The 17,446-nt window shown below is 67.6% G+C and carries 21 protein-coding genes; 12 read left to right on the top strand and 9 right to left on the bottom strand.

Annotated elements, in window-relative coordinates:
* Together AC5Y36_RS16915 and sdhC are read right to left on the bottom strand one after the other, a co-directional pair.
* Complete coding sequence (locus tag AC5Y36_RS16915; protein WP_500042087.1) at positions 1-468, bottom strand: succinate dehydrogenase hydrophobic membrane anchor subunit; 468 nt, start codon at positions 466-468, stop codon at positions 1-3.
* On the bottom strand, positions 465-866 hold the full coding sequence (sdhC, locus tag AC5Y36_RS16910; RefSeq protein ID WP_500042086.1) for a succinate dehydrogenase, cytochrome b556 subunit: 402 nt from the start codon (positions 864-866) through the stop codon (positions 465-467). The genes AC5Y36_RS16915 and sdhC overlap by 4 nt, the downstream gene beginning before the upstream one ends.
* A 237-nt stretch (positions 867-1,103) precedes the next feature.
* On the opposite strand from sdhC, the gene AC5Y36_RS16905 reads away from it, so the two are divergent.
* The 3 genes from AC5Y36_RS16905 to AC5Y36_RS16895 are packed head-to-tail and all read left to right on the top strand — an operon-like array spanning position 1,104 to position 3,879.
* Positions 1,104-1,502 carry a cytidine deaminase gene (locus AC5Y36_RS16905; protein ID WP_500042085.1) on the top strand — a complete coding sequence of 133 codons (399 nt, stop codon included), beginning with the start codon at positions 1,104-1,106 and terminating at the stop codon, positions 1,500-1,502.
* Positions 1,499-2,794 carry a thymidine phosphorylase gene (locus tag AC5Y36_RS16900; protein WP_500042084.1) on the top strand — a complete coding sequence of 432 codons (1,296 nt, stop codon included), beginning with the start codon at positions 1,499-1,501 and terminating at the stop codon, positions 2,792-2,794. The genes AC5Y36_RS16905 and AC5Y36_RS16900 overlap by 4 nt, the downstream gene beginning before the upstream one ends.
* Positions 2,791-3,879 carry an adenosine deaminase gene (locus tag AC5Y36_RS16895; RefSeq protein ID WP_500042083.1) on the top strand — a complete coding sequence of 363 codons (1,089 nt, stop codon included), beginning with the start codon at positions 2,791-2,793 and terminating at the stop codon, positions 3,877-3,879. The genes AC5Y36_RS16900 and AC5Y36_RS16895 overlap by 4 nt, the downstream gene beginning before the upstream one ends.
* A 67-nt stretch (positions 3,880-3,946) precedes the next feature.
* Here the strand turns inward: AC5Y36_RS16895 and AC5Y36_RS16890 are convergent, their stop codons facing one another.
* Positions 3,947-4,504 carry an LGFP repeat-containing protein gene (locus tag AC5Y36_RS16890; RefSeq protein ID WP_500042082.1) on the bottom strand — a complete coding sequence of 186 codons (558 nt, stop codon included), beginning with the start codon at positions 4,502-4,504 and terminating at the stop codon, positions 3,947-3,949.
* A gap of 155 nt (positions 4,505-4,659) precedes the next feature.
* On the opposite strand from AC5Y36_RS16890, the gene AC5Y36_RS16885 reads away from it, so the two are divergent.
* Positions 4,660-5,151, top strand: a complete 492-nt coding sequence (locus tag AC5Y36_RS16885; protein WP_500042081.1) for a DUF3830 family protein — start codon at positions 4,660-4,662, stop codon at positions 5,149-5,151.
* Positions 5,152-5,236: 85 nt separating this feature from the next.
* Here the strand turns inward: AC5Y36_RS16885 and AC5Y36_RS16880 are convergent, their stop codons facing one another.
* Positions 5,237-6,610, bottom strand: a complete 1,374-nt coding sequence (locus tag AC5Y36_RS16880; RefSeq protein ID WP_500042080.1) for an amidase — start codon at positions 6,608-6,610, stop codon at positions 5,237-5,239.
* Between the two features lie 67 nt (positions 6,611-6,677).
* Positions 6,678-7,655 (bottom strand): D-2-hydroxyacid dehydrogenase, encoded by a 978-nt coding sequence (locus tag AC5Y36_RS16875; RefSeq protein ID WP_500042079.1) that lies wholly within the window; start codon positions 7,653-7,655, stop codon positions 6,678-6,680.
* A gap of 64 nt (positions 7,656-7,719) precedes the next feature.
* Here AC5Y36_RS16875 and AC5Y36_RS16870 point away from each other — a divergent pair, with 64 nt between their 5' ends.
* Genes AC5Y36_RS16870 through AC5Y36_RS16860 form a run of 3 tightly spaced genes read left to right on the top strand, consistent with a single transcriptional unit; the run spans position 7,720 to position 9,865 of the window.
* A complete protein-coding gene (locus AC5Y36_RS16870) occupies positions 7,720-8,478 on the top strand; it encodes a maleate cis-trans isomerase family protein (protein WP_500042078.1) in 759 nt (252 codons plus the stop codon).
* The gene (locus tag AC5Y36_RS16865) at positions 8,475-9,191 is read left to right on the top strand and encodes a maleate cis-trans isomerase family protein (RefSeq protein ID WP_500042077.1); all 717 of its coding nucleotides are present in this window, start codon (positions 8,475-8,477) and stop codon (positions 9,189-9,191) included. Before AC5Y36_RS16870 ends, AC5Y36_RS16865 begins: the two co-directional genes overlap by 4 nt.
* Positions 9,188-9,865, top strand: coding sequence for a GntR family transcriptional regulator (locus AC5Y36_RS16860; RefSeq protein ID WP_500042076.1), 678 nt, complete (start codon positions 9,188-9,190; stop codon positions 9,863-9,865). Before AC5Y36_RS16865 ends, AC5Y36_RS16860 begins: the two co-directional genes overlap by 4 nt.
* Positions 9,866-9,988: 123 nt before the next feature.
* Here AC5Y36_RS16860 and AC5Y36_RS16855 read toward each other — a convergent pair whose 3' ends face one another.
* The 3 genes from AC5Y36_RS16855 to AC5Y36_RS16845 form a co-directional block, all read right to left on the bottom strand.
* Positions 9,989-10,459, bottom strand: coding sequence for a DUF4189 domain-containing protein (locus AC5Y36_RS16855; RefSeq protein ID WP_500042075.1), 471 nt, complete (start codon positions 10,457-10,459; stop codon positions 9,989-9,991).
* A gap of 227 nt (positions 10,460-10,686) precedes the next feature.
* Positions 10,687-11,961, bottom strand: coding sequence for a protein export chaperone SatS (gene satS, locus AC5Y36_RS16850; RefSeq protein ID WP_500042074.1), 1,275 nt, complete (start codon positions 11,959-11,961; stop codon positions 10,687-10,689).
* 92 nt (positions 11,962-12,053) lie between these two features.
* Positions 12,054-12,665, bottom strand: a complete 612-nt coding sequence (locus AC5Y36_RS16845) for a TetR/AcrR family transcriptional regulator (RefSeq protein ID WP_500042073.1) — start codon at positions 12,663-12,665, stop codon at positions 12,054-12,056.
* A 91-nt stretch (positions 12,666-12,756) separates the two neighbouring features.
* Between AC5Y36_RS16845 and AC5Y36_RS16840 the strand changes: the two genes are divergently transcribed.
* From AC5Y36_RS16840 to AC5Y36_RS16830, 3 genes are read left to right on the top strand one after another with little or no spacing between them, the layout of a single operon-like run.
* On the top strand, positions 12,757-13,284 hold the full coding sequence (locus AC5Y36_RS16840) for a methyltransferase family protein (protein ID WP_500042072.1): 528 nt from the start codon (positions 12,757-12,759) through the stop codon (positions 13,282-13,284).
* Positions 13,285-13,294: 10 nt separating this feature from the next.
* Positions 13,295-13,687 carry a nitroreductase family deazaflavin-dependent oxidoreductase gene (locus AC5Y36_RS16835; RefSeq protein WP_500042071.1) on the top strand — a complete coding sequence of 131 codons (393 nt, stop codon included), beginning with the start codon at positions 13,295-13,297 and terminating at the stop codon, positions 13,685-13,687.
* Positions 13,684-14,322: a carboxymuconolactone decarboxylase family protein gene (locus AC5Y36_RS16830; RefSeq protein WP_500042070.1), complete on the top strand. Its 639-nt coding sequence runs from the start codon at positions 13,684-13,686 to the stop codon at positions 14,320-14,322. The genes AC5Y36_RS16835 and AC5Y36_RS16830 overlap by 4 nt, the downstream gene beginning before the upstream one ends.
* A gap of 12 nt (positions 14,323-14,334) precedes the next feature.
* Here the strand turns inward: AC5Y36_RS16830 and AC5Y36_RS16825 are convergent, their stop codons facing one another.
* Positions 14,335-15,198, bottom strand: a complete 864-nt coding sequence (locus AC5Y36_RS16825) for an alkaline phosphatase family protein (RefSeq protein WP_500042069.1) — start codon at positions 15,196-15,198, stop codon at positions 14,335-14,337.
* A 185-nt stretch (positions 15,199-15,383) separates the two neighbouring features.
* On the opposite strand from AC5Y36_RS16825, the gene AC5Y36_RS16820 reads away from it, so the two are divergent.
* Together AC5Y36_RS16820 and upp are read left to right on the top strand one after the other, a co-directional pair.
* Positions 15,384-16,787, top strand: coding sequence for a PE-PPE domain-containing protein (locus AC5Y36_RS16820; RefSeq protein ID WP_500042116.1), 1,404 nt, complete (start codon positions 15,384-15,386; stop codon positions 16,785-16,787).
* 30 nt (positions 16,788-16,817) lie between these two features.
* Positions 16,818-17,441 carry a uracil phosphoribosyltransferase gene (gene upp, locus AC5Y36_RS16815; protein WP_500042068.1) on the top strand — a complete coding sequence of 208 codons (624 nt, stop codon included), beginning with the start codon at positions 16,818-16,820 and terminating at the stop codon, positions 17,439-17,441.
* The last annotated feature ends 5 nt before the right edge of the window (positions 17,442-17,446 follow it).

Raw genomic sequence — 17,446 nt, 5'->3', positions numbered from 1 at the left:
TTAGGAGATGTTGGGGTCGAAGGTCACCAGCACGTAGGTACCCAGGACCAGCGTGAACAGCATCGACACCGCCAGTAGGGCATTCAGCCAGAACTTGGTGGAGTCTTTGCGGGTGTAGTCACCGATGATGGTGCGCATCCCGTTGCCGCCGTGCAGCTGCGCCAGCCACAACAGCAGCAGATCCCAGGTCTGCCAGAACGGGGAGTGCCATCGGTGCGCCACGTAGGTGAAGTCGATGCGGTAGACCCCGTTTTCCCACATCAGCATCACGAACAGGTGCCCGAGCGCCAGGAATACCAGCACGATGCCGGAGAACCGCATGAACAGCCACGCGTACTTCTCGAAGTTGGGCATACCGGAGTGGCGGTGCGGGGCGCGCGGGCTGCCCAGGCTGGCCGGGCGGTCGGGGCTGTACTGGCGGACCGGGGCGACCTGCCCGCGGCCGAGCTGCAGATCGGGGGCGCTCATCGGAAGTGCTCCATCATGTGAATGCCGACCACGACGGTGGCCGGGACGATGACCAGCAGCCAGATGATCCCGATCGCCCACAGCATCAGTCGCTGGTAGCGGGCACCCTGCCACCAGAAGTCGATCAGAATCACCCGGATGCCGTTGAGGGCGTGGTAGAGCACCGCGGCGACCAGCCCGAGTTCCATCAATCCGACCGGCACCGTCTTATAGGTGTCGATCACCTCGCTGTAGGCCTGCGGGCTGACCCGTACCAGTGCAGTGTCGAGCACGTGCACGAACAGGAAGAAGAAAATGGTCGCACCGGTGATGCGGTGCAGCACCCACGCCCACATGCCCGGATCTCCGCGGTACAAGGTGCGCCGTACCCGGGTTGCCGAAGATGTCGTCGCCGTCATCAGGCCTCCAATATCGGTAGTGACCCGCTGCACCCGGCTTCGCCGCGCTTGCGGTCGCTACGCAACGCCATCGCTTAGAACCGTCGGGTGGACTCTAAACCCAATTAGGGTGACGAACGAAGTTACCCGACAGTCAACGACGCGCTCCAGCCTGCGAAGTTAGGGTGGCCTATAACAGTGTCCGACGGGTGAACGGGGTGCTTGCGATGTGCTCGAACCAAGCCGGAGGCCGCTGACATGAGTGGTGTCGTTGACTGGAACATGCTGCGTAGCAGGGCAATCGCGGTCGCGGGCCACGGGTACGCGCCGTACTCGCGGTTCCGGGTCGGGGCGGCAGCCTTGGTCGACGACGGCCGGGTAGTCACCGGCTGCAATGTGGAAAATGTCTCATATGGCCTGGGTCTCTGCGCCGAATGCGGTGTGGTGTGCGCCCTGCACGCGTCCGGCGGGGGCCGGCTGGTGGCGCTGGCGTGCGTCGACGCCGCAGGGGCCCTGCTGATGCCGTGCGGACGGTGTCGGCAGGTGTTGCTGGAGCACGGCGGGCCCGGGCTGTTGATCGACCATCCGGACGGGCCGCGCCGGCTCGAGGCGCTGCTGCCCGACGCCTTCGGACCGGCAGACCTGGCCCGTCCGTGAGCCCCTTCGATGCGCCGACCGTGATCCGCACCAAGCGGGACGGGGGGCGGTTGTGCGACGCCGCGATCGACTGGGTGATCGCGGCCTATACCGACGGACGGGTCGCCGACGAGCAGATGTCGGCCCTGCTGATGGCGATCTACCTGCGCGGGATGGATCCCGCGGAGACGGCGCGGTGGACGGCGGCGATGATCGCCTCCGGGGACCGGCTGGACTTCTCTGATCTGCGGCGCGACGGTGTGCGGCTGCCCACCGTGGACAAGCACTCCACCGGCGGGGTCGGCGACAAGATCACCCTGCCGCTGGTCGCCGTCGTCGCCGCGTGCGGGGCCGCGGTGCCGCAGGCGTCCGGACGCGGACTCGGCCACACCGGCGGCACCCTGGACAAGTTGGAATCCATCGCCGGGTTCAGCGCCCGGCTGACCAACCAGCAGGTGGCCGACCAGCTTCGTGAGGTCGGCGCGGCCATCTTCGCCGCCGGTCAGCTGGCACCTGCCGACGCCAAGCTGTACGCGTTGCGTGACGTCACCGCCACCGTCGAGTCGCTGCCACTGATCGCCAGCTCGGTGATGAGCAAGAAGCTGGCCGAGGGCGCCGGCGCACTGGTGCTGGACGTCAAGATCGGCTCCGGGGCGTTCATGACGTCGCAGGACGCCGGCCGCCAGCTGGCACAGGTAATGGTGGACCTGGGCGCAGCGGCCGGGGTGCGCACCCGGGCGCTGCTCACCGACATGAACACCCCGTTGGGCGCCACCGCCGGCAACGCCCTGGAGGTGGCCGAGGCGTTGGACGTGCTGGCCGGCGGCGGACCGCCCGACGTGGTGGAGCTGACCCTGGCCCTGGCCACCGAGATGCTGGCCGGCGCCGGGCTGGACCAGCGTGATCCGGCGGCAGCCCTATCCGATGGCACCGCGATGGACCGATTCCGGGCGCTGATCGCCGCCCAGGGCGGTGACCTGTCGGTGCCGTTGCCGACCGCGGCGTGTTCGGAGACGATCAGCGCGCCGCGGAACGGCACAATGGCAGACATCGACGCGATGGCTGTGGGGCGCACGGTGTGGCGGCTCGGAGCGGGCCGGTCCCGCCCCGGTGACACGGTGCAGCCCGGCGCCGGGATCCGCATCCACCGACGCCCCGGCGAACCGGTCACCGCCGGGGAGACGTTGTTCACCCTCTACACCGACACCGCCGACCGGTTCACCGCCGCGCTCGCCGAGCTCGACGGCGGCTGGAACATCGGCGACACCGCACCGCCCCACCGCCCGTTGATCATCGATCGGATCGAGACATGAAGACTTCGATGACGCAGGACGCGATCGGTCAGGCCCCCAAGGCGCTGCTGCACGACCACCTCGACGGCGGGCTGCGGCCGGCCACCGTGCTCGAGATCGCCGGCCAGATCGGCTACGACGAGCTGCCCGCCAGCAACGTCGAAGACTTGGCGACCTGGTTTCGCACCCGGTCCCACAGCGGATCGCTGGAACGGTATCTGGAGCCGTTCAGCCACACCGTGGCGGTGATGCAGACCCCCGAGGCGCTGCACCGGGTGGCCTACGAGTGCGTCGCGGACCTGGCCGCCGACTCGGTGGTGTACGCCGAGGTCCGATTCGCCCCCGAACTGCACATCGATCGCGGACTGTCCTTCGACGCCGTCGTCGAAGCGGTGCTGGCCGGGTTCGCCGACGGCGAGAAGGCCGCCGCCGCGGCGGGCCAGCCGATCACGGTGCGCTGCCTGGTCACCGCGATGCGCCATGCCGCGCTGTCGCGGGAGATCGCGGAGCTGGCAATCCGGTTCCGGGACAAGGGGGTCGTCGGGTTCGACATCGCCGGCGCCGAGGCCGGCTACCCGCCGACCCGGCATTTGGACGCCTTCGAATACATGCGAAACAACAATGCCCGCTTCACTATTCATGCCGGTGAGGCCTTCGGACTGCCGTCGATCCAGGAGGCGATCGGGTTCTGCGGTGCGGACCGGCTCGGGCACGGGGTGCGTATCGTCGACGACATCGCGGTGGGCGACGACGGCAGTCTGCGACTGGGCCGGCTGGCGTCGATCGTGCGGGACAAGCGCATTCCGTTCGAGATGTGTCCCAGCTCCAATGTGCAGACCGGTGCGGTGGACAGTATTGCCGGCCATCCGTTCGACCTGTTGGCGCGCAGCCGTTTTCGGGTGACGGTCAACACCGACAACCGGCTGATGAGCGACACCACCATGAGCAAGGAGATGTGGCTGCTGGCCGAGACGTTCGGCTACGGGTGGGCCGACCTGCAGCGCTTCACTATCAACGCGATGAAGTCGGCGTTCATCCCATTCGACGAACGACTGGCCATCATCGACGAGGTGATCAAGCCGCGCTATGCAGTGCTGATCGGCTGAATGCCGAGCAGACGCAGATGTGCCCTCTTTCGGCACGAAATGGGCACATCTGCGTCTGCTCGCGCCGTCAGCTCTTGGTGACGACGGCCTCGCCGCCCGGCTTCCAGGTGATGGTGCCGTGCTCGAAGGTGGACTGCTTGCCGCCATCGGCGGTGTCGGTCTCGTCGCTGGTCGGGTAGCCCAGCTCGCCCTGCGAGCCGCCCAACTCGTTCCACTTGTCCCGGATCGCACCCCACACCACATATGACGCGGTCTTGTGGATGATCACGCCGCCCTCGAACTCCTGGTAGTGGCCGCCGTCGGGGGTTTCCTTCATCTCACCCTTGGGCTCGCCGAGATCGTCCTTGTGCGCCTGGTCCAGGGAGTTGTACTTCTCCAGGATGGGGCCGGAAACGTTGTATTCCTTGCCGTCCTTGCCGGCCATCTGGGTGGTGCTGGGAGCTGCGCTCTCACTTGGTTCGTTGATGGCCGACGACACCGCCGACGATGCTTGTGAGGCAGCCGAACTCGCTGAACTCAGTACCTCGTTGCCCTTTTCCTTGGTGGACTCACACCCCGTGCCTACGAGCGCGACACCGAGGACCGCCGCGGATATCGCAGCTGCCCGTTTCGTTCCCTTGCGCATGGTGGTTCCTCTCGAATCGGATCGGAAAGGGGCCTTCTTGTCGGGATAGCCCCGCCCGAGGGTATCCAGATCGCGGCGGCGCTGGCTATGGCTAGGTCCGGCTGTTCACCAACTATCCTGGTGAATTGTCGACAATTGACAATGGAGGGGCGGACGTGGCGCGCTACATCTCGATAACCCTGACCAAACGCGACGTGTCGTGTCGGGCACGGCTGCTTGACGACGCGGCACCGCGCACCTGCGCGCTGGTGTGGGACGCGATGCCGGTCGCCGGCCAGGCCTATCACGGCAAATACGCGCGTAACGAGGTCTACACCCTGCTGCCGCCGCTGGGCGCGCCCGGTCGGGAAAACTGCACCGTCACCCCCATCCCGGGCGACGTGTGTTTCTTCGGCTTCGACGCCGCCGAGATCGGCAACCCCGCCTACGGCTACGACGAGGGTTCCGAGGCGCACTCCCCGCAGGGCGCCACCGACCTGGCGATCTTCTACGGACGCAACAACCTGCTGCTCAACGGTGATATCGGCTGGGTTCCCGGCAATGTGTTCGCCACCATCGAGGACGGCCTGGCCGAGATGGCCGCGGCCTGCAACGACCTGTGGATGGCCGGCGCAGTCGGCGAGCAACTCGCCTTCGCCCGCGCCTGACCTGTTGCCGCGAGCGTGCGTAGTTGTACGCCGCGACGCCGCACAACTGGCATTCTGTGCACGCTCGCGGGAAAGGGTCGCCCCGTCAGCTCAGCGCCTGCTCGGCGAACCGGCCCACCGCCAGCACCAGGTCGTCGCTGTGTCGGGGGCCGACGATCTGCATTCCGATCGGTAACCCCTCGGCAGTGGTGCCGATCGGAATGCTCAGAGCTGGCTGCTGGGTCATGTTGAACGGGTAGGTGAACGGCGTCCACTGCGCCCACCAGCGCATCTCCGATCCCTCCGGCACGTCGTGGCCCGCGGCGAACGCAGCGATGGGCGTGGTGGGGGTGATCAACAGGTTGTGTGTCTCGTGAAACTCGCCCATGGTCACCCCGAGGTCGATGCACGCCTGCCGGGCGTCGAGATAGTCCACCGCAGACACCGTCAGTCCCCGGTCCCATGCCGCGAGCAGACCCGGGTCGACCAGGTTGCGGGCCGCATCCCCGTAATGCCGCAGGCTGCCCGCCGCGCCGGTCGCCCACAGCGTTTCGAAGGCGTCGATCGGATCGCTGAACCCGGGATCGGCCTGCACGACGTTCAAGCCGGCCTCGGCCAGCACGCCGACCGCCGCGCTGACCGCCTCGGCGATCTGCGGGTCGACGTTCGCATAGCCCAGCGTCGGCGAGTAGGCGATGTCCAATCCGATGACGTCGCGGTGGATTTCGCTGCGATAGGTGGCCAGGGTCGCCGGCAGCGACGTCGGGTCGCGGTGCGAGGGCAGCGCGATGATGTCCATCAGCATCGCGGTGTCCTCGACGGTGCGGCTGATCGGTCCGGCGTGGGCCAGCGGCCCGAACGGGCTGATCGGGTACATCGGCACCCGGCCGTGGGTGGGTTTGAAGCCGACCACGCCGCAAAACGCCGCCGGGATCCGGATGCTGCCGCCGCCGTCGGTGCCGACGGACAGCGGCGCCATGCCGGCGGCCACCGCCGCCGCACTGCCGCCCGATGACCCGCCCGCGGTGCGAGTCGGGTCCAGCGGGTTGCGGGTGACCCCGCACAGCGGGCTGTCGGTGACCCCTTTCCACGCCAACTCCGGGGTGGTGGTCTTGCCGAGTATCACCATGCCGTCGCGGCGTACCTGGTCCACCGCCGGGCTGTCTTCCGGCCAGGGGCCGTCCGGGTCGGTCAGCCGGGATCCGCGCAGCGTGGGCCAGCCCTGGGTGCGGAACACGTCTTTGATGGCGATCGGGACCCCGTCCAGCAGCCCCTTGGTGTAGTTGCCCGCCCAGCGGGCCTCGGACTTGCGGGCCTGCGCCAGTGCAGCGTCCTCGTCAACCAGGCAGAACGCGTTGATGTCGGCGTCGTTTTCGGCGATGACCGACAGCGCGGCCGCCGTGGCCTCGACCGGAGACAACTCCCCGGAGGTATACGCGGCGACCAACTGCAGCGCCGTCAGGTCGGTGGGCTCAGTCATGGCCGCCGCTCCTCCTCATCGCGTGGCTCTGCATCGTCGCTGGCGGTGTCATGGCCGTCGCTCCTTCTCATCGCTGCTTGTCGACGACGTTGTGCAGCGGCTCACCGGTGAGGTAACGCTGGAAATTGGCGATGAACTGTTCTTGCAGAGCGATCCGCCACCCCACCACGTCGCCGCTGTTGTGCGGGGTCAGATGCACCTCGGGGGTGCTCCACAGCGGGTGCCCGGGTGGTAGTGGTTCGGGATCGACCACGTCGAGCGCCGCCCCGGCCAGACGCCCGTTCGCCAGCGCGGCCACCAGCGCGTCGGTGACCACCAGTTGACCGCGGCCGACGTTGATCAGCCGGGCGTGCGACGGTATGGCGGCCAGGGCTCTGGCGTTGACCATGCCGTGGGTCTGGTCGGTCAACGGCGCGGCCAGCACCACGTAGTCGGCGCCGGCGACCGCCTCGGCCCAGTCGGTGCCGATCTCGCCGAAATCGGGATCGATGCGGGATCGACGTCCCACACCGCGCACTCGCATGCCGACGGCGGTCAGGATCCGGGCGATCGCCCGCCCCACCGGTCCGGTGCCGACGATGGTTGCCGCCTTGCCGGCGATGGGCTCCGATTCGAAATGCTCCCAGCGCTGTGCGTCCTGGGCCCGCGCCGAACGGCGGAACCCTTTGGCGAAGGACAGGATCTGGCCCAGCACGTACTCCGCGATCGGCTGCTCGAAGATCCCGCGGGAGTTGGTCAGGGTGACGTCGCTGTGGATCAGGCCGTCGAACAGCACCGCGTCGACCCCGACCGAGGCGACCTGCACCCAGCGCAACGAATCGGCGGCCGGCCAGGCCGATCGCAGGGCCGGCGAGGAGAAGTCGTAGACGAACAGCACATCGGTGCCGGGCAGGGCCTCGGCGAGGCGGGGGGAGGGGGCCATCCGCAACTCGGCGTCGCCGTCGATCGCGGCCGCCAGCTGGGCCGGGAGCTGCGCGGGAACAAACTCGCCGTGCTGGACGGTGACGACCGGACGCGCGCCCACGTTGACACCGTAGAAACGCATCGTATGATTGTCAACAATCCAGGGGCCGGCCTGGAGTGGTACTACGCGAGTTGGGCCACCACCCATGGATTTTTCCTCGTTATCCGAATTCGACGGACCGGTGGATCAGCGCGGCATCGGCATCATCGCGCCGTTCGACCTGGCGATCGAACGCGAACTCTGGCGCTGGATTCCGGCTGAGGTCTCGCTGCATCTGGCTCGCACCCGCTACGAACCGGTCCCCGTGAGCCGGCGGATGGCCGAACTGGTGTCCGACACCCGCCACCTTGAGGCCGCCACCCGCGACGTGCTGCACGTGGAGCCCGAGGTGGTCGCCTACCTGTGCACGTGCGGCAGCTTTATCCAAGGCGTCGCCTACGAGAAGACGCTGGTCGCCGCGATCGAGGCGGCCGGCGCCCCCGCAGCCGTCACCACGTCGGGGGCCCTGGCCGAGGCGCTGGTGGCGCTGGGTATCTCACGGGTCTGTGTACTGACGCCCTACGACGAGGAGCTCACCCAGCTGCTGCGGGTCTTTCTCGACCAGCTGGGGGTCACAGTGCTGCGGTCGGACTACCTGGGGCTGGGCGGGGGCATCTGGAAGGTGAACTACCGCACCGTGGCCGAACGGATCGTCGCCGCCGATCACCCGGACGCCCAAGCCATCTTCGTCAGCTGCACCAACCTACGCACCTACGACATCGTCGATCCCCTGGAGAAAATGCTCGGCAAACCGATCCTGACCGCCAATCAGCTCACGATGTGGGCGTGCCTGGGCCGGATGGGCCTGCCGATGATGGGTCCGGGCCGCTGGCTGCGCGACGTGTTCACCGGAGCCGAGCGATGAGCGCCCCGACGATCGGGTTCATCTATCCGGACCACGCGGCGGAGTCCGATTACCCGTGGCTGGCCGGGCTGCTCGGACTGGACCTCCCGGTGGCGCACATCTACGGAACCGACCTGCACGCCGTGCCCGAACTGCTGGATCTGGGCAGCCCGGACCGGCTGGCGCACGGCGCGGCATTGCTGGCCGCCCACCGGCCCGAAGCCGTGGTGTGGGCCTGCACCTCGGGCAGCTTCGTCTACGGGCCCGACGGGGCAGCTGACCAGGTCGCAGGGCTGTCGCAGGCAGCGGGGGTGCCGGCGTCGAGCACCTCGTTCGCGTTCGTGAACGCGGTGGCGGCGCTGGACTGTGCCCGGGTAGCGGTGGCCGCCAGCTACCCCCGCGACGTCGCCGAACTGTTCGTGGACTTCCTCGCCGCGCACCAGATCACCGTCGTATCGATGGGTGATGCCGGCATCGACACCGCCGCCGAGGTGGGCCGGCTCAGTCCCGCGCAGGTACTCGCCTTGGCAGCGGCCAATGACCATCCGGACGCAGACGCACTGCTCATTCCCGACACCGCGATGCACACCGTCGCCCAGGTGGATGCACTGGAGCAACGGTTGGGTAAGCCGGTATTGACCGCCAACACGGTCACAGTATGGGAAGGTTTGCGCATTGCCGGGGTGTCCCGTCATGCCACGGGGGTGGGTGCGTTGTTCGAGGGTGAGCGATGACGATCATGGAAAGGGCGGCGTTCGAGCCGCTGAACAGGCAGTCGACCGCGGAGCTGATCGCTGAGCGGCTTCGGGAAGCGATCATCCGCGGGCAGCTGACGCCCGGGCAGCAACTGCTCGAGGCTGTCCTGGCCGCGCAGTTCGCCGTGTCGCGCGGGCCGCTGCGCGAGGCGATGCAGCGCCTGGTGGCCGAAGGACTACTGCGCAGCGAACGGCACCGCGGCATTTTCGTCGTCTCTCTCACCGAAACCGATGTGCACGACGTCTATCGGGTCCGCAAGGCGATCGAGCGGGCCGCCATCGGCGAGGTGCTGCGCGGGAATCCCCGTGCCGGCTGGACCCGGCTGGGTGTGCCGGTGGATGCGATGGTCGCCGCCGCGCGGCTGGCAGACGCCGGGGCGTTCGCCGACGCCGATCAGCAGTTCCACGAGGTGCTGATCGATTGCGCCAACAGTCCGCGACTGTCCCGGGCGATGCGGACCCTGCTGTCGGAAACCAGGATGCTGATCGGCGAACTGCACCACGTCTACGGCGATTTGGGGGAGCAGCTCGCCGAGCATGTCGCGCTGCGCGAGGCCATCGGCGCCGGGGATGCGGCGACCGCGACCCGGCTCATCGAGGCGCACATGGACGACGCGGTGCAGGGGCTGTTGGCGGTACGGACGACAGCGTGAGATCGCCCTGTTGGTGCGCACCGTCGAAGGTCACGCCTGTCGGGCGACGATCAAAGCAGACGTCGCCACCAGAGGTGAGTTGTCTTTGACGTTAAGACAATTCGATTAGTCGGGGGAGCGGGCTCAGCCGCCTGGCGCTGGTGGGTTCGTGCCGGTGGTCTCCGAAGTTGATGAAGTTGGCGTAGGCGCGGGACCTTCACCCTCTGCAGGCGCCCCGTTGCACGCCGAGCGGAGCGCCGTCGCACCGGGGCTCTGATTCATCGCGTTCTGTTCCGCCTCCTGCTGCGTGGCGCCGCTATCCCCGAAATAATGATCGCCGTTTCTGACGACCGCGCCGCAGTCGGGAGCCTTGAAGCTGATCAGAACATTGCAGTCCGTGCTGCTGTCATGGCAATCGGCCTTCGCGGCCTGGTCGGCAAGGTACTGATTCGCCTTATCGGTCGCTACGCCGACATGCTCGCCGTCGGGCGACACCGCTATCGCACCCCAAGCGTCGTCGGCGTACGCGGCGGGGGCAGCGATGACGGCGAACGCGGCCGCCACTGCGGCGACCGCCGGGATGCTGATACGGGTTCGAAAGCTCGTCACTGCCATAGGGATTCCCTTCTATACCGGTAGCCCGGCCATAGTCGAAATCGGTGGGGCCGAAGCCGAGCGCGCGATGCCTCTCGACCGCCGTCGACACCCATGTCACATTCACGAGACGGCACTGCAGCCTAACCCGACCGGTCTACGCTGGGCTGGGTTCTTGAAAAAACCGACGTAGGCCACTCGTCGTTGAGGCTGATCGAGGTGCGGCCGGTTTGCCGGCAGGAGACAGCCTATTCGCGCCTGAGCCGCGACTCCACGAAGCGCTCGAGTTCTTCCCACTTCTTGACCGCGGCGGCGAACGGCGCCTTGACGCTGCCGGGCGCATCCGGGTCCAGTACGTGAGCCACCAGGTTGCCCAGTGGGCGGTCGGGGTCCAGGGCCTGCTCGACGATGTCGTCCTCGGCGTATTCGCCGACGTCACGCAGCAGCTCCACCGCGAGCTCCAGCTGGTCGTGATCGACGGCGTCCGGGCCGTCGGCGAGGTCGTCGGCGAGCCCGGTCAGCACGTAGACGTTGTCCTCGGTGATGTTCACCGCCAGCGAGCCGTCGGTGGCCGCGGTGCGGATGTCGTCGTAGGTGCTCAGGTCCGACAGGTCGTGGTCGTGCTCGTCGGCGAGGTAGCGGGCCAGCGTCCGCTCGGAGCTGAACACGCTGATCCGGCCGTTGCGGCCCAGGAAGATCGGTTGGTCGTCGAAGTAGCAGCGCAACGTGTAGAAGGTACCGGCGCCGAGCATGATCTGGACCGGGTCGATGCCGACCTTCTCCCAGAAGTCCGCGTCGCTGCCCAACACCACCCGGTCGACGGCCGCCCGGGTCGACTCCGAAGCCGAGAGGTCGGCGACGACGGTGTCGGCCGCGTTGTCGACGGCTTCCTCTTCGGCGACCTCGAGCTCTTCCTCGTCCGGCGGGTCGGCTTCGAGTTCTTCGGCCGCCCGGGTCGCCAGGGAGGTGTCCACGGCGGGGGTGGTGATGATGGCGTCGATCGCGGCGAGCACGTTGTCCCAATTGCGGTCGACGATTTCACCGACGACATGCCAGCGCTTGCGGCCGGCCCGGCCGGTGAAGTTCTCCACACCGCCGGCCAGGGTGCCCAGCGCCGGGTTTCCATTGAAGAACTTCGTCACCGCGGCCAGCTCGCACACCGACCCGATCGCGGCGACCACCGTCATCGTGTTCGCCAGCACCTTGACCGACTTCTTGGTGGGCTTGTCGGCCAGCAACTCCTCGACGGCAACCAGGTCGAACTGGTTGCGCTCGGTCGGGTTGAGCTTGTGGGCGTTGGCCTCGCTCAGCGGTGCCCAGCCGGGGTGATCGGCCAAGTCGTTGTCGGTGTTGTCGCGGACGAACGCCACCAGGTCGGCTGTCGTCTCGAAGCCGTACAGGTCCTCGTCCTTGCCGAGAAAGCCTTCCCACTCGTCACCGGAATCACGCCAGCGCGGCGCCCACAACGTGTAGAGGTCGCCAGCGGTCAGGCCCAGCCGGATGGGCACGAGGTCTACAGCCATGCGGCACAGGATAACGGCGTCGGCGTCCGGCCCATCCGATCAGGTGGCCGGTACGGGCGTTGACCCTCGCGGGACATGCTGCGCCGGTGAGCTCAGTGGGTGAGTTCCGGGCTCGGCCCGGTGAGGTAGCGCTGCACGGTCGGACCGATCCACGCCACCAGGTCGTCAACGCCGACGGAGGCGATCGGCTCGATCTTGAGCTGGTAGCGCGCGAACGCCAATCCCAGCAGGTGCACGGTGACGAGCTCGACGCGCAGCACCGGGTTGTCCACGCCGAACAGCTCCTGCACGCGCTCGGCTGCCGGGCCGGCCAGGGTATCGCGCAACAGCTTGCGGGCCAGCGGCTGGATCGCCGCGGACCGCCACACCGTGAGCAGGGGATCGAACAGCGTGCCTTCATCCCAGCGCTCAATGAAGTGGCGGACCAGCCGTGCGCCGATCTCGTCAGGGCCTTGGTCCAGCAAGTCGACCAACTGGTGCAGCGGATGCTCGGGTACGTCGAGGACCGATGCGCTGAACAGGCCTTCCTTGTTGCCGAAGAAGTAGTACACCATCGCCACGTCCACCCCGGCGTCGGCGGCGATCCGGCGCACGGTGGCCTGCTCGTAGCCGTCACGCATGAAGTGCTCACGCGCCGCGTCGATGATGCGCTGCCTGTTCTGCTGACCGGTGCGCCACCGGCCGGAGCGCCCGGGTTCCGCCACACCGGGCAGCTTACTTCAACAGGTGTTGACGTATCGGTTGGCCGCGGCGTACGTTTGATTCTTGAACGCACGTTGAAGAAAGGGGTTGGAGATGGCAACACGACGACTGTGGGTGAACCACCTGATCTCGGTTCTGGTTGCCCCGGTGACCATGACGGTGTTCATCCCGGCGCTGATCCTGGCGTTCGCCGGCGTCGACGCACCCGACCCCGGCACGCCGAAAGGCGCGCTGCTGATCCTCGGCGGCGCGGTGTTGATCGGCCTCGGGCTGTGGTTTCTGGTGTGGACGGTGTTGCTGTTCGACCGGTTCGGTGAAGGTGCGCTGGCGATCGGGAGCCCGATCAAGCTGGTGGTGCGCGGGCCCTACCGGCACGTCCGCAACCCGATGATGACCGCGGTGTTCGCCATCCAGCTCGGCACCGCCGCGGTGATCGCGTCGCCGTGGCTGCTCGCCTGGTTCGTGTTGTTCTGCACGCTGGTCGTGATCGCCATCCCGGTCTTCGAGGAACCCCATCTGACCCGGCGCTTCGGTGCCGACTACGACGCCTACCGCCAAAACGTGCCGCGCTGGATACCGCGGGTGACCGCATGGGCGGCCACCGACTCGGCTCGAAGCTAAGGAGAACGTGATGCCCTTCCCGAAGGCGATGGCACGGTGGAATCGAGTGGGACTGAACCGGGTCACACGCCGCATCGCACCCTGGGCCCCGGGGTTCGGGCTGGTCCGGCACCGTGGCCGCCGGTCCGGGCGCACCTACGCCACCCCGGTCAACGTGTTCGCCACCGCGACAGGCGTCCGGATCGCGCTGACCTACGGACCCGACACGGACTGGGTCAAGAACGTGCTGGCCGCTGGTGGCTGTCAACTGCGCACCCGGCGGCGTGACCTGACCCTGACCGCACCACGGCTGGTGCGCGACCCCGCCCGCACCGGGGTCAGGCGCTTCGAGCGCAGGGTGCTGCGGGCGTTGCACGTCGCGGATTTCCTCGACCTGACCGCGGAGCGCGGGGCACTGCCATGAAGCTGGCCAATCAGGATCAAGTCCAGGCGTTGGACCCGACATTCGCGCGGATGGCGATCGCCGTCGGCCAGCGGGCGTGGTCGATACCGCAGCTGAGCATGCGGGAGAAGGCGTTCGTGTTCATCGCCGCCGACCTGTGCACCGCCAATCTGGGTTTCGCTCTGACCACACATATCCAGATGGCCGGCGCCAACGGGGTGACGGTTCCCGAATGCGCGGCCGCGATCCGCCACCTAGCGCCCTACGTCGGTTATCCGACCGCCGCGGTCGCCTTGCAGCAGCTCGGTGAATACGATCCGGCAACCGATTCCGTGCAGCCCGGCGCCGGCCGGCGGCTGCCCGCCCAGGTCGTCGACACGCTCGCGGCGCTCAACACGGACTTCGCCGCCTTCTTCGCGGACCAGTTCGATCAGCGCTTCAACGAAGACCCTTCGTTGTCGCCGCGTGAGCGGGCATTGAGCTGTGTGGCCACCGATGTGCTGAACCAGACTCTCGACGAATCCTTCACGCTGCACGTGGATTTGGCCCAGGACGCCGGCGCCGGCCCCGACGTGGTCAACGCCGTCGTACTCCTGGTGGCCGAGTACGGGATGGCCAGGTCGTGGCGCGCCTACCGGGCATTGGCCGAGCGGTAGGCCGACGTCCGCTCAGGCGCCCCAGATGTCGGTGATCGCCGGGGCGCGCGCCGCCAAACCGAGCTTGGGCAGCCCGTACATCTGCTCCAGCGTGGAAAGCACGTTGTAGTGGCTGATCGGCTCGGTGTAGGTGCCGGGCCGCACGTTGGCGCCGTAGAAGACGGTCGGAATCTGGTTGCGCGCCGAATTGTCGTCCTCGTCCCAGGTCAGGATCAGCAGGCTGTTGTTGGCCTTCGCCCACTCCGCGTAGCGGGACAGGTTCTGATACAGCCACTGATCGCCGCGGGTGACCGAACCGTCGTGCATGTCGTTGTCGAGATTGGGGATGACAAACGACACCGTCGGCAGGCTGGCATAGCTGGCCGGGTCGGTCGGGAACGCCGAGAACGGCAGCGACAGGTTCGGCGGGATGTTGCTGAAGCTGACCCACGGCACGTGCTTGCGGGCGTACTTGCCGGCACTGCAGACCGTCGAGCCGACGGCCGGCAGGCTTTCGGCGAAGCCGGCGAAGGAGTAGCCGGCGGCCAGCAGCTGTGCACCGAGATTGGGGGTGTTGCCGGCGTTGACCGGGCAGATGTTGTCGGTCACCAGGGTGTTTCCGGCGAACAGCGCGAAGTAGTTGGGTTCGCTCGGGTGCACCTCGGCGAACGACTGCGCCATCATCGCGCCGGCCGCGGCCAGCTGGTTGATGTAGGGCGCGGCCTTGTTGCCGATGACGTTTGCCTGTGAACGGTTCTCCTCCACCACAACCACCACATGGGCGAAGGTCGGCACGCCGGCGGCCGCCAGCCGCAGCGGACGGTCGACGTGTCCGGTCGGGGCCAACACACAGGCGGCTGCCAGCATCCCCAGCAGCCCGACGGCCCGCAGTCGCATGTGCCGAAGTATAGAAACGCAGGGCCCCGGCCCCGGGCAGCGCGGATGCGCGTGTCCCCCCACTGAAAAACAGATGAAAAATTATTGTGAATTCCACCGTCTATCCGGGTGGTCGCGTGCATCATTGACCCGATACCGGCGGTCCTGGGTAGCTCTGCGCGCCGGTGAAAAGGGGAGAGGCCGTGATGAATCGCTCGCGGATACGTTCACTGGGCTCAGTGCTGCTGGCCGCGGCCGGTGCGACGGTGGTGGGCGCCACCTCGACGATCGGCGTGCAGACGGTCCTCGAGGAAGTCGCACTACTGGCCGACGAAGGCTGGATCATGAGCGGCACCGGCGTGCCGGACCCCACCGTCGGCACCTACATGAGCCAGGTCGAAAGCCTTTACCTGCAGCCCTTCGTCAGCGCCGGCTACACCTTCCAGGGGGTGACCACCCCGGAGCAGTTCTGCCCGATCGTCTGCTTGCCGGCGCCCAACCCGCAGCTGAATTTCGGGGACTCGCTGGCCCAGGGCCTGGACAACCTGAACACCGCGATCGGGCCGCAACTGGGGACCGGGGACGGCCTGGTCGTGCTGGGCTACTCCCAGAGCGCCGTCATCGCCACCCTGGAGATGCAGAATCTCATCGCCAATCCGCCGACGGACCCCGACTACGACCCCGCCAACCTGCATTTCGTGCTGCTGGCCGCCCCCAACAATCCGATCGGCGGCATCCTGGACCGGTTCCAGTTCCCCGACGGCATCGGGCCGTACTTCAGCTCCATCCCGCAGCACGTGCCGTTCCTCAACATTCCACTCGACATCGGCGCGACACCGACCGACGCGTTCTCCACCGACATCTACACCGGCGAATATGACGGCTGGGCGAACTTCCCGCAGGACCCGAGCAACCTGTTGGCGGTCATCAACGCCCTGGTCGGCATCCAGACCGTGCACCCCTACTACCCGTTCCCGGATCCCGGGGTGAACCTGGATACCAACAACATCATCGATCTGGGCACCATCGACCTGACCACCTTCCACATGATTCCCGCGCCGCTGCCGCTGCTGGCGTGGATGTACGACGGCGGGCCGGCGGGGCAGTTCTTCTACGACATGTTCGCGCCGGGAATGGCGCTGGGGATCAACTGGGCCTACGGCAACCCGGGTGACCCGTTCGTCGGCGTCAACGGCACCGATGCGATCGGCCCGTGGGCGGTCAACGCCAGCGGCGATCTGGTGCCCTCCGGCGGCGCTGGATTCATCGAGATGATGGATCCGCTGCAGATGCTGGCCGGCATGCAGTGGGCCGGGGTGCAAAGCTTCGTCAACCCGATCGACGACATCCTGCACATGATCTACGGCAACACACTGCCGGCCGATGTCAGCTCGTTCATGACCGAGATGACGAACTCGATGCTGACCGGCTACGACCTCACCAACCAACTGGATCAGTTGATGCTCAACGGGATCGACCAGTTCGGGGCGCTGTTCGGTCAGGTCGACCTTTCCGACACCATCTTCTCCGGCGCACCGTTGATTTCCGCGCAGCCGCTGATCGATCTGGTGGGCTGGGGTTTCGACGCCTTCAACCTGTTCGGGGCGTGAGCCGGCGCGATCGCGATAGGGTCACGCCTTGTGGATGTGCGCGTTATCGATCACCCGCTGGCGGCCGCGCGACTGACCGCGCTGCGTGACCACCGCACCGACAACGCGGCGTTTCGGGCCGCGCTGCGTGACCTGACCCTGATGCTGGTCTACGAAGCCACGCGTGACGCTGCGCGAGAAGACATTCCGGTGCGCACCCCGCTGGCCGAGACCGCCGGGTCCCGGCTGGCCGCCCCGCCGCTGCTGGTGCCGGTGCTGCGTGCCGGGCTGGGCATGGTCGATCAGGCGCACGCGCTGCTGCCGGAGGCGCGGGTGGGTTTCGTCGGGATCGTGCGCGACGAGGACACCCACCTGCCGGTGCCGTACCTGGCGGCACTGCCGACCGACCTGTCCGGCCAACCGGTGATGGTGCTCGATCCGATGCTGGCCACCGGCGGGTCGATGATCCACACCATTGAACTGCTACAGCGCCGGAGCGCCACCGACATCACCGTGCTGTGCGTGGTCGCCGCACCGGAAGGGCTTGCCGCACTGGACAAAGCCGCGCCCGAAGTGCGGGTGTTCGCCGCAGCCGTCGACGACGGACTCAACGCGGACGCCTACATCGTTCCCGGGCTCGGCGACGCCGGCGACCGCCAATACGGCCCGCGCTGACGGTC

It is taken from the genome of Mycobacterium sp. NGS50 (assembly GCF_059812545.1).
This window is presented reverse-complemented; position numbering and strand designations above follow the sequence as displayed.

Bases quoted from the DNA above. Each gene is read 5' to 3' on its own strand.
- AC5Y36_RS16915 (WP_500042087.1), bottom strand. From the start codon at position 468: ATGAGCGCCCCCGATCTGCAGCTCGGCCGCGGGCAGGTCGCCCCGGTC.
- sdhC (WP_500042086.1), bottom strand. From the start codon at position 866: ATGACGGCGACGACATCTTCGGCAACCCGGGTACGGCGCACCTTGTAC.
- AC5Y36_RS16905 (WP_500042085.1), top strand. From the start codon at position 1,104: ATGAGTGGTGTCGTTGACTGGAACATGCTGCGTAGCAGGGCAATCGCG.
- AC5Y36_RS16895 (WP_500042083.1), top strand. From the start codon at position 2,791: ATGAAGACTTCGATGACGCAGGACGCGATCGGTCAGGCCCCCAAGGCG.
- AC5Y36_RS16890 (WP_500042082.1), bottom strand. From the start codon at position 4,504: ATGCGCAAGGGAACGAAACGGGCAGCTGCGATATCCGCGGCGGTCCTC.
- AC5Y36_RS16880 (WP_500042080.1), bottom strand. From the start codon at position 6,610: ATGACTGAGCCCACCGACCTGACGGCGCTGCAGTTGGTCGCCGCGTAT.
- AC5Y36_RS16875 (WP_500042079.1), bottom strand. From the start codon at position 7,655: ATGCGTTTCTACGGTGTCAACGTGGGCGCGCGTCCGGTCGTCACCGTC.
- AC5Y36_RS16870 (WP_500042078.1), top strand. From the start codon at position 7,720: ATGGATTTTTCCTCGTTATCCGAATTCGACGGACCGGTGGATCAGCGC.
- AC5Y36_RS16865 (WP_500042077.1), top strand. From the start codon at position 8,475: ATGAGCGCCCCGACGATCGGGTTCATCTATCCGGACCACGCGGCGGAG.
- AC5Y36_RS16860 (WP_500042076.1), top strand. From the start codon at position 9,188: ATGACGATCATGGAAAGGGCGGCGTTCGAGCCGCTGAACAGGCAGTCG.
- AC5Y36_RS16855 (WP_500042075.1), bottom strand. From the start codon at position 10,459: ATGGCAGTGACGAGCTTTCGAACCCGTATCAGCATCCCGGCGGTCGCC.
- satS (WP_500042074.1), bottom strand. From the start codon at position 11,961: ATGGCTGTAGACCTCGTGCCCATCCGGCTGGGCCTGACCGCTGGCGAC.
- AC5Y36_RS16840 (WP_500042072.1), top strand. From the start codon at position 12,757: ATGGCAACACGACGACTGTGGGTGAACCACCTGATCTCGGTTCTGGTT.
- AC5Y36_RS16835 (WP_500042071.1), top strand. From the start codon at position 13,295: ATGCCCTTCCCGAAGGCGATGGCACGGTGGAATCGAGTGGGACTGAAC.
- AC5Y36_RS16830 (WP_500042070.1), top strand. From the start codon at position 13,684: ATGAAGCTGGCCAATCAGGATCAAGTCCAGGCGTTGGACCCGACATTC.
- AC5Y36_RS16825 (WP_500042069.1), bottom strand. From the start codon at position 15,198: ATGCGACTGCGGGCCGTCGGGCTGCTGGGGATGCTGGCAGCCGCCTGT.
- AC5Y36_RS16820 (WP_500042116.1), top strand. From the start codon at position 15,384: ATGAATCGCTCGCGGATACGTTCACTGGGCTCAGTGCTGCTGGCCGCG.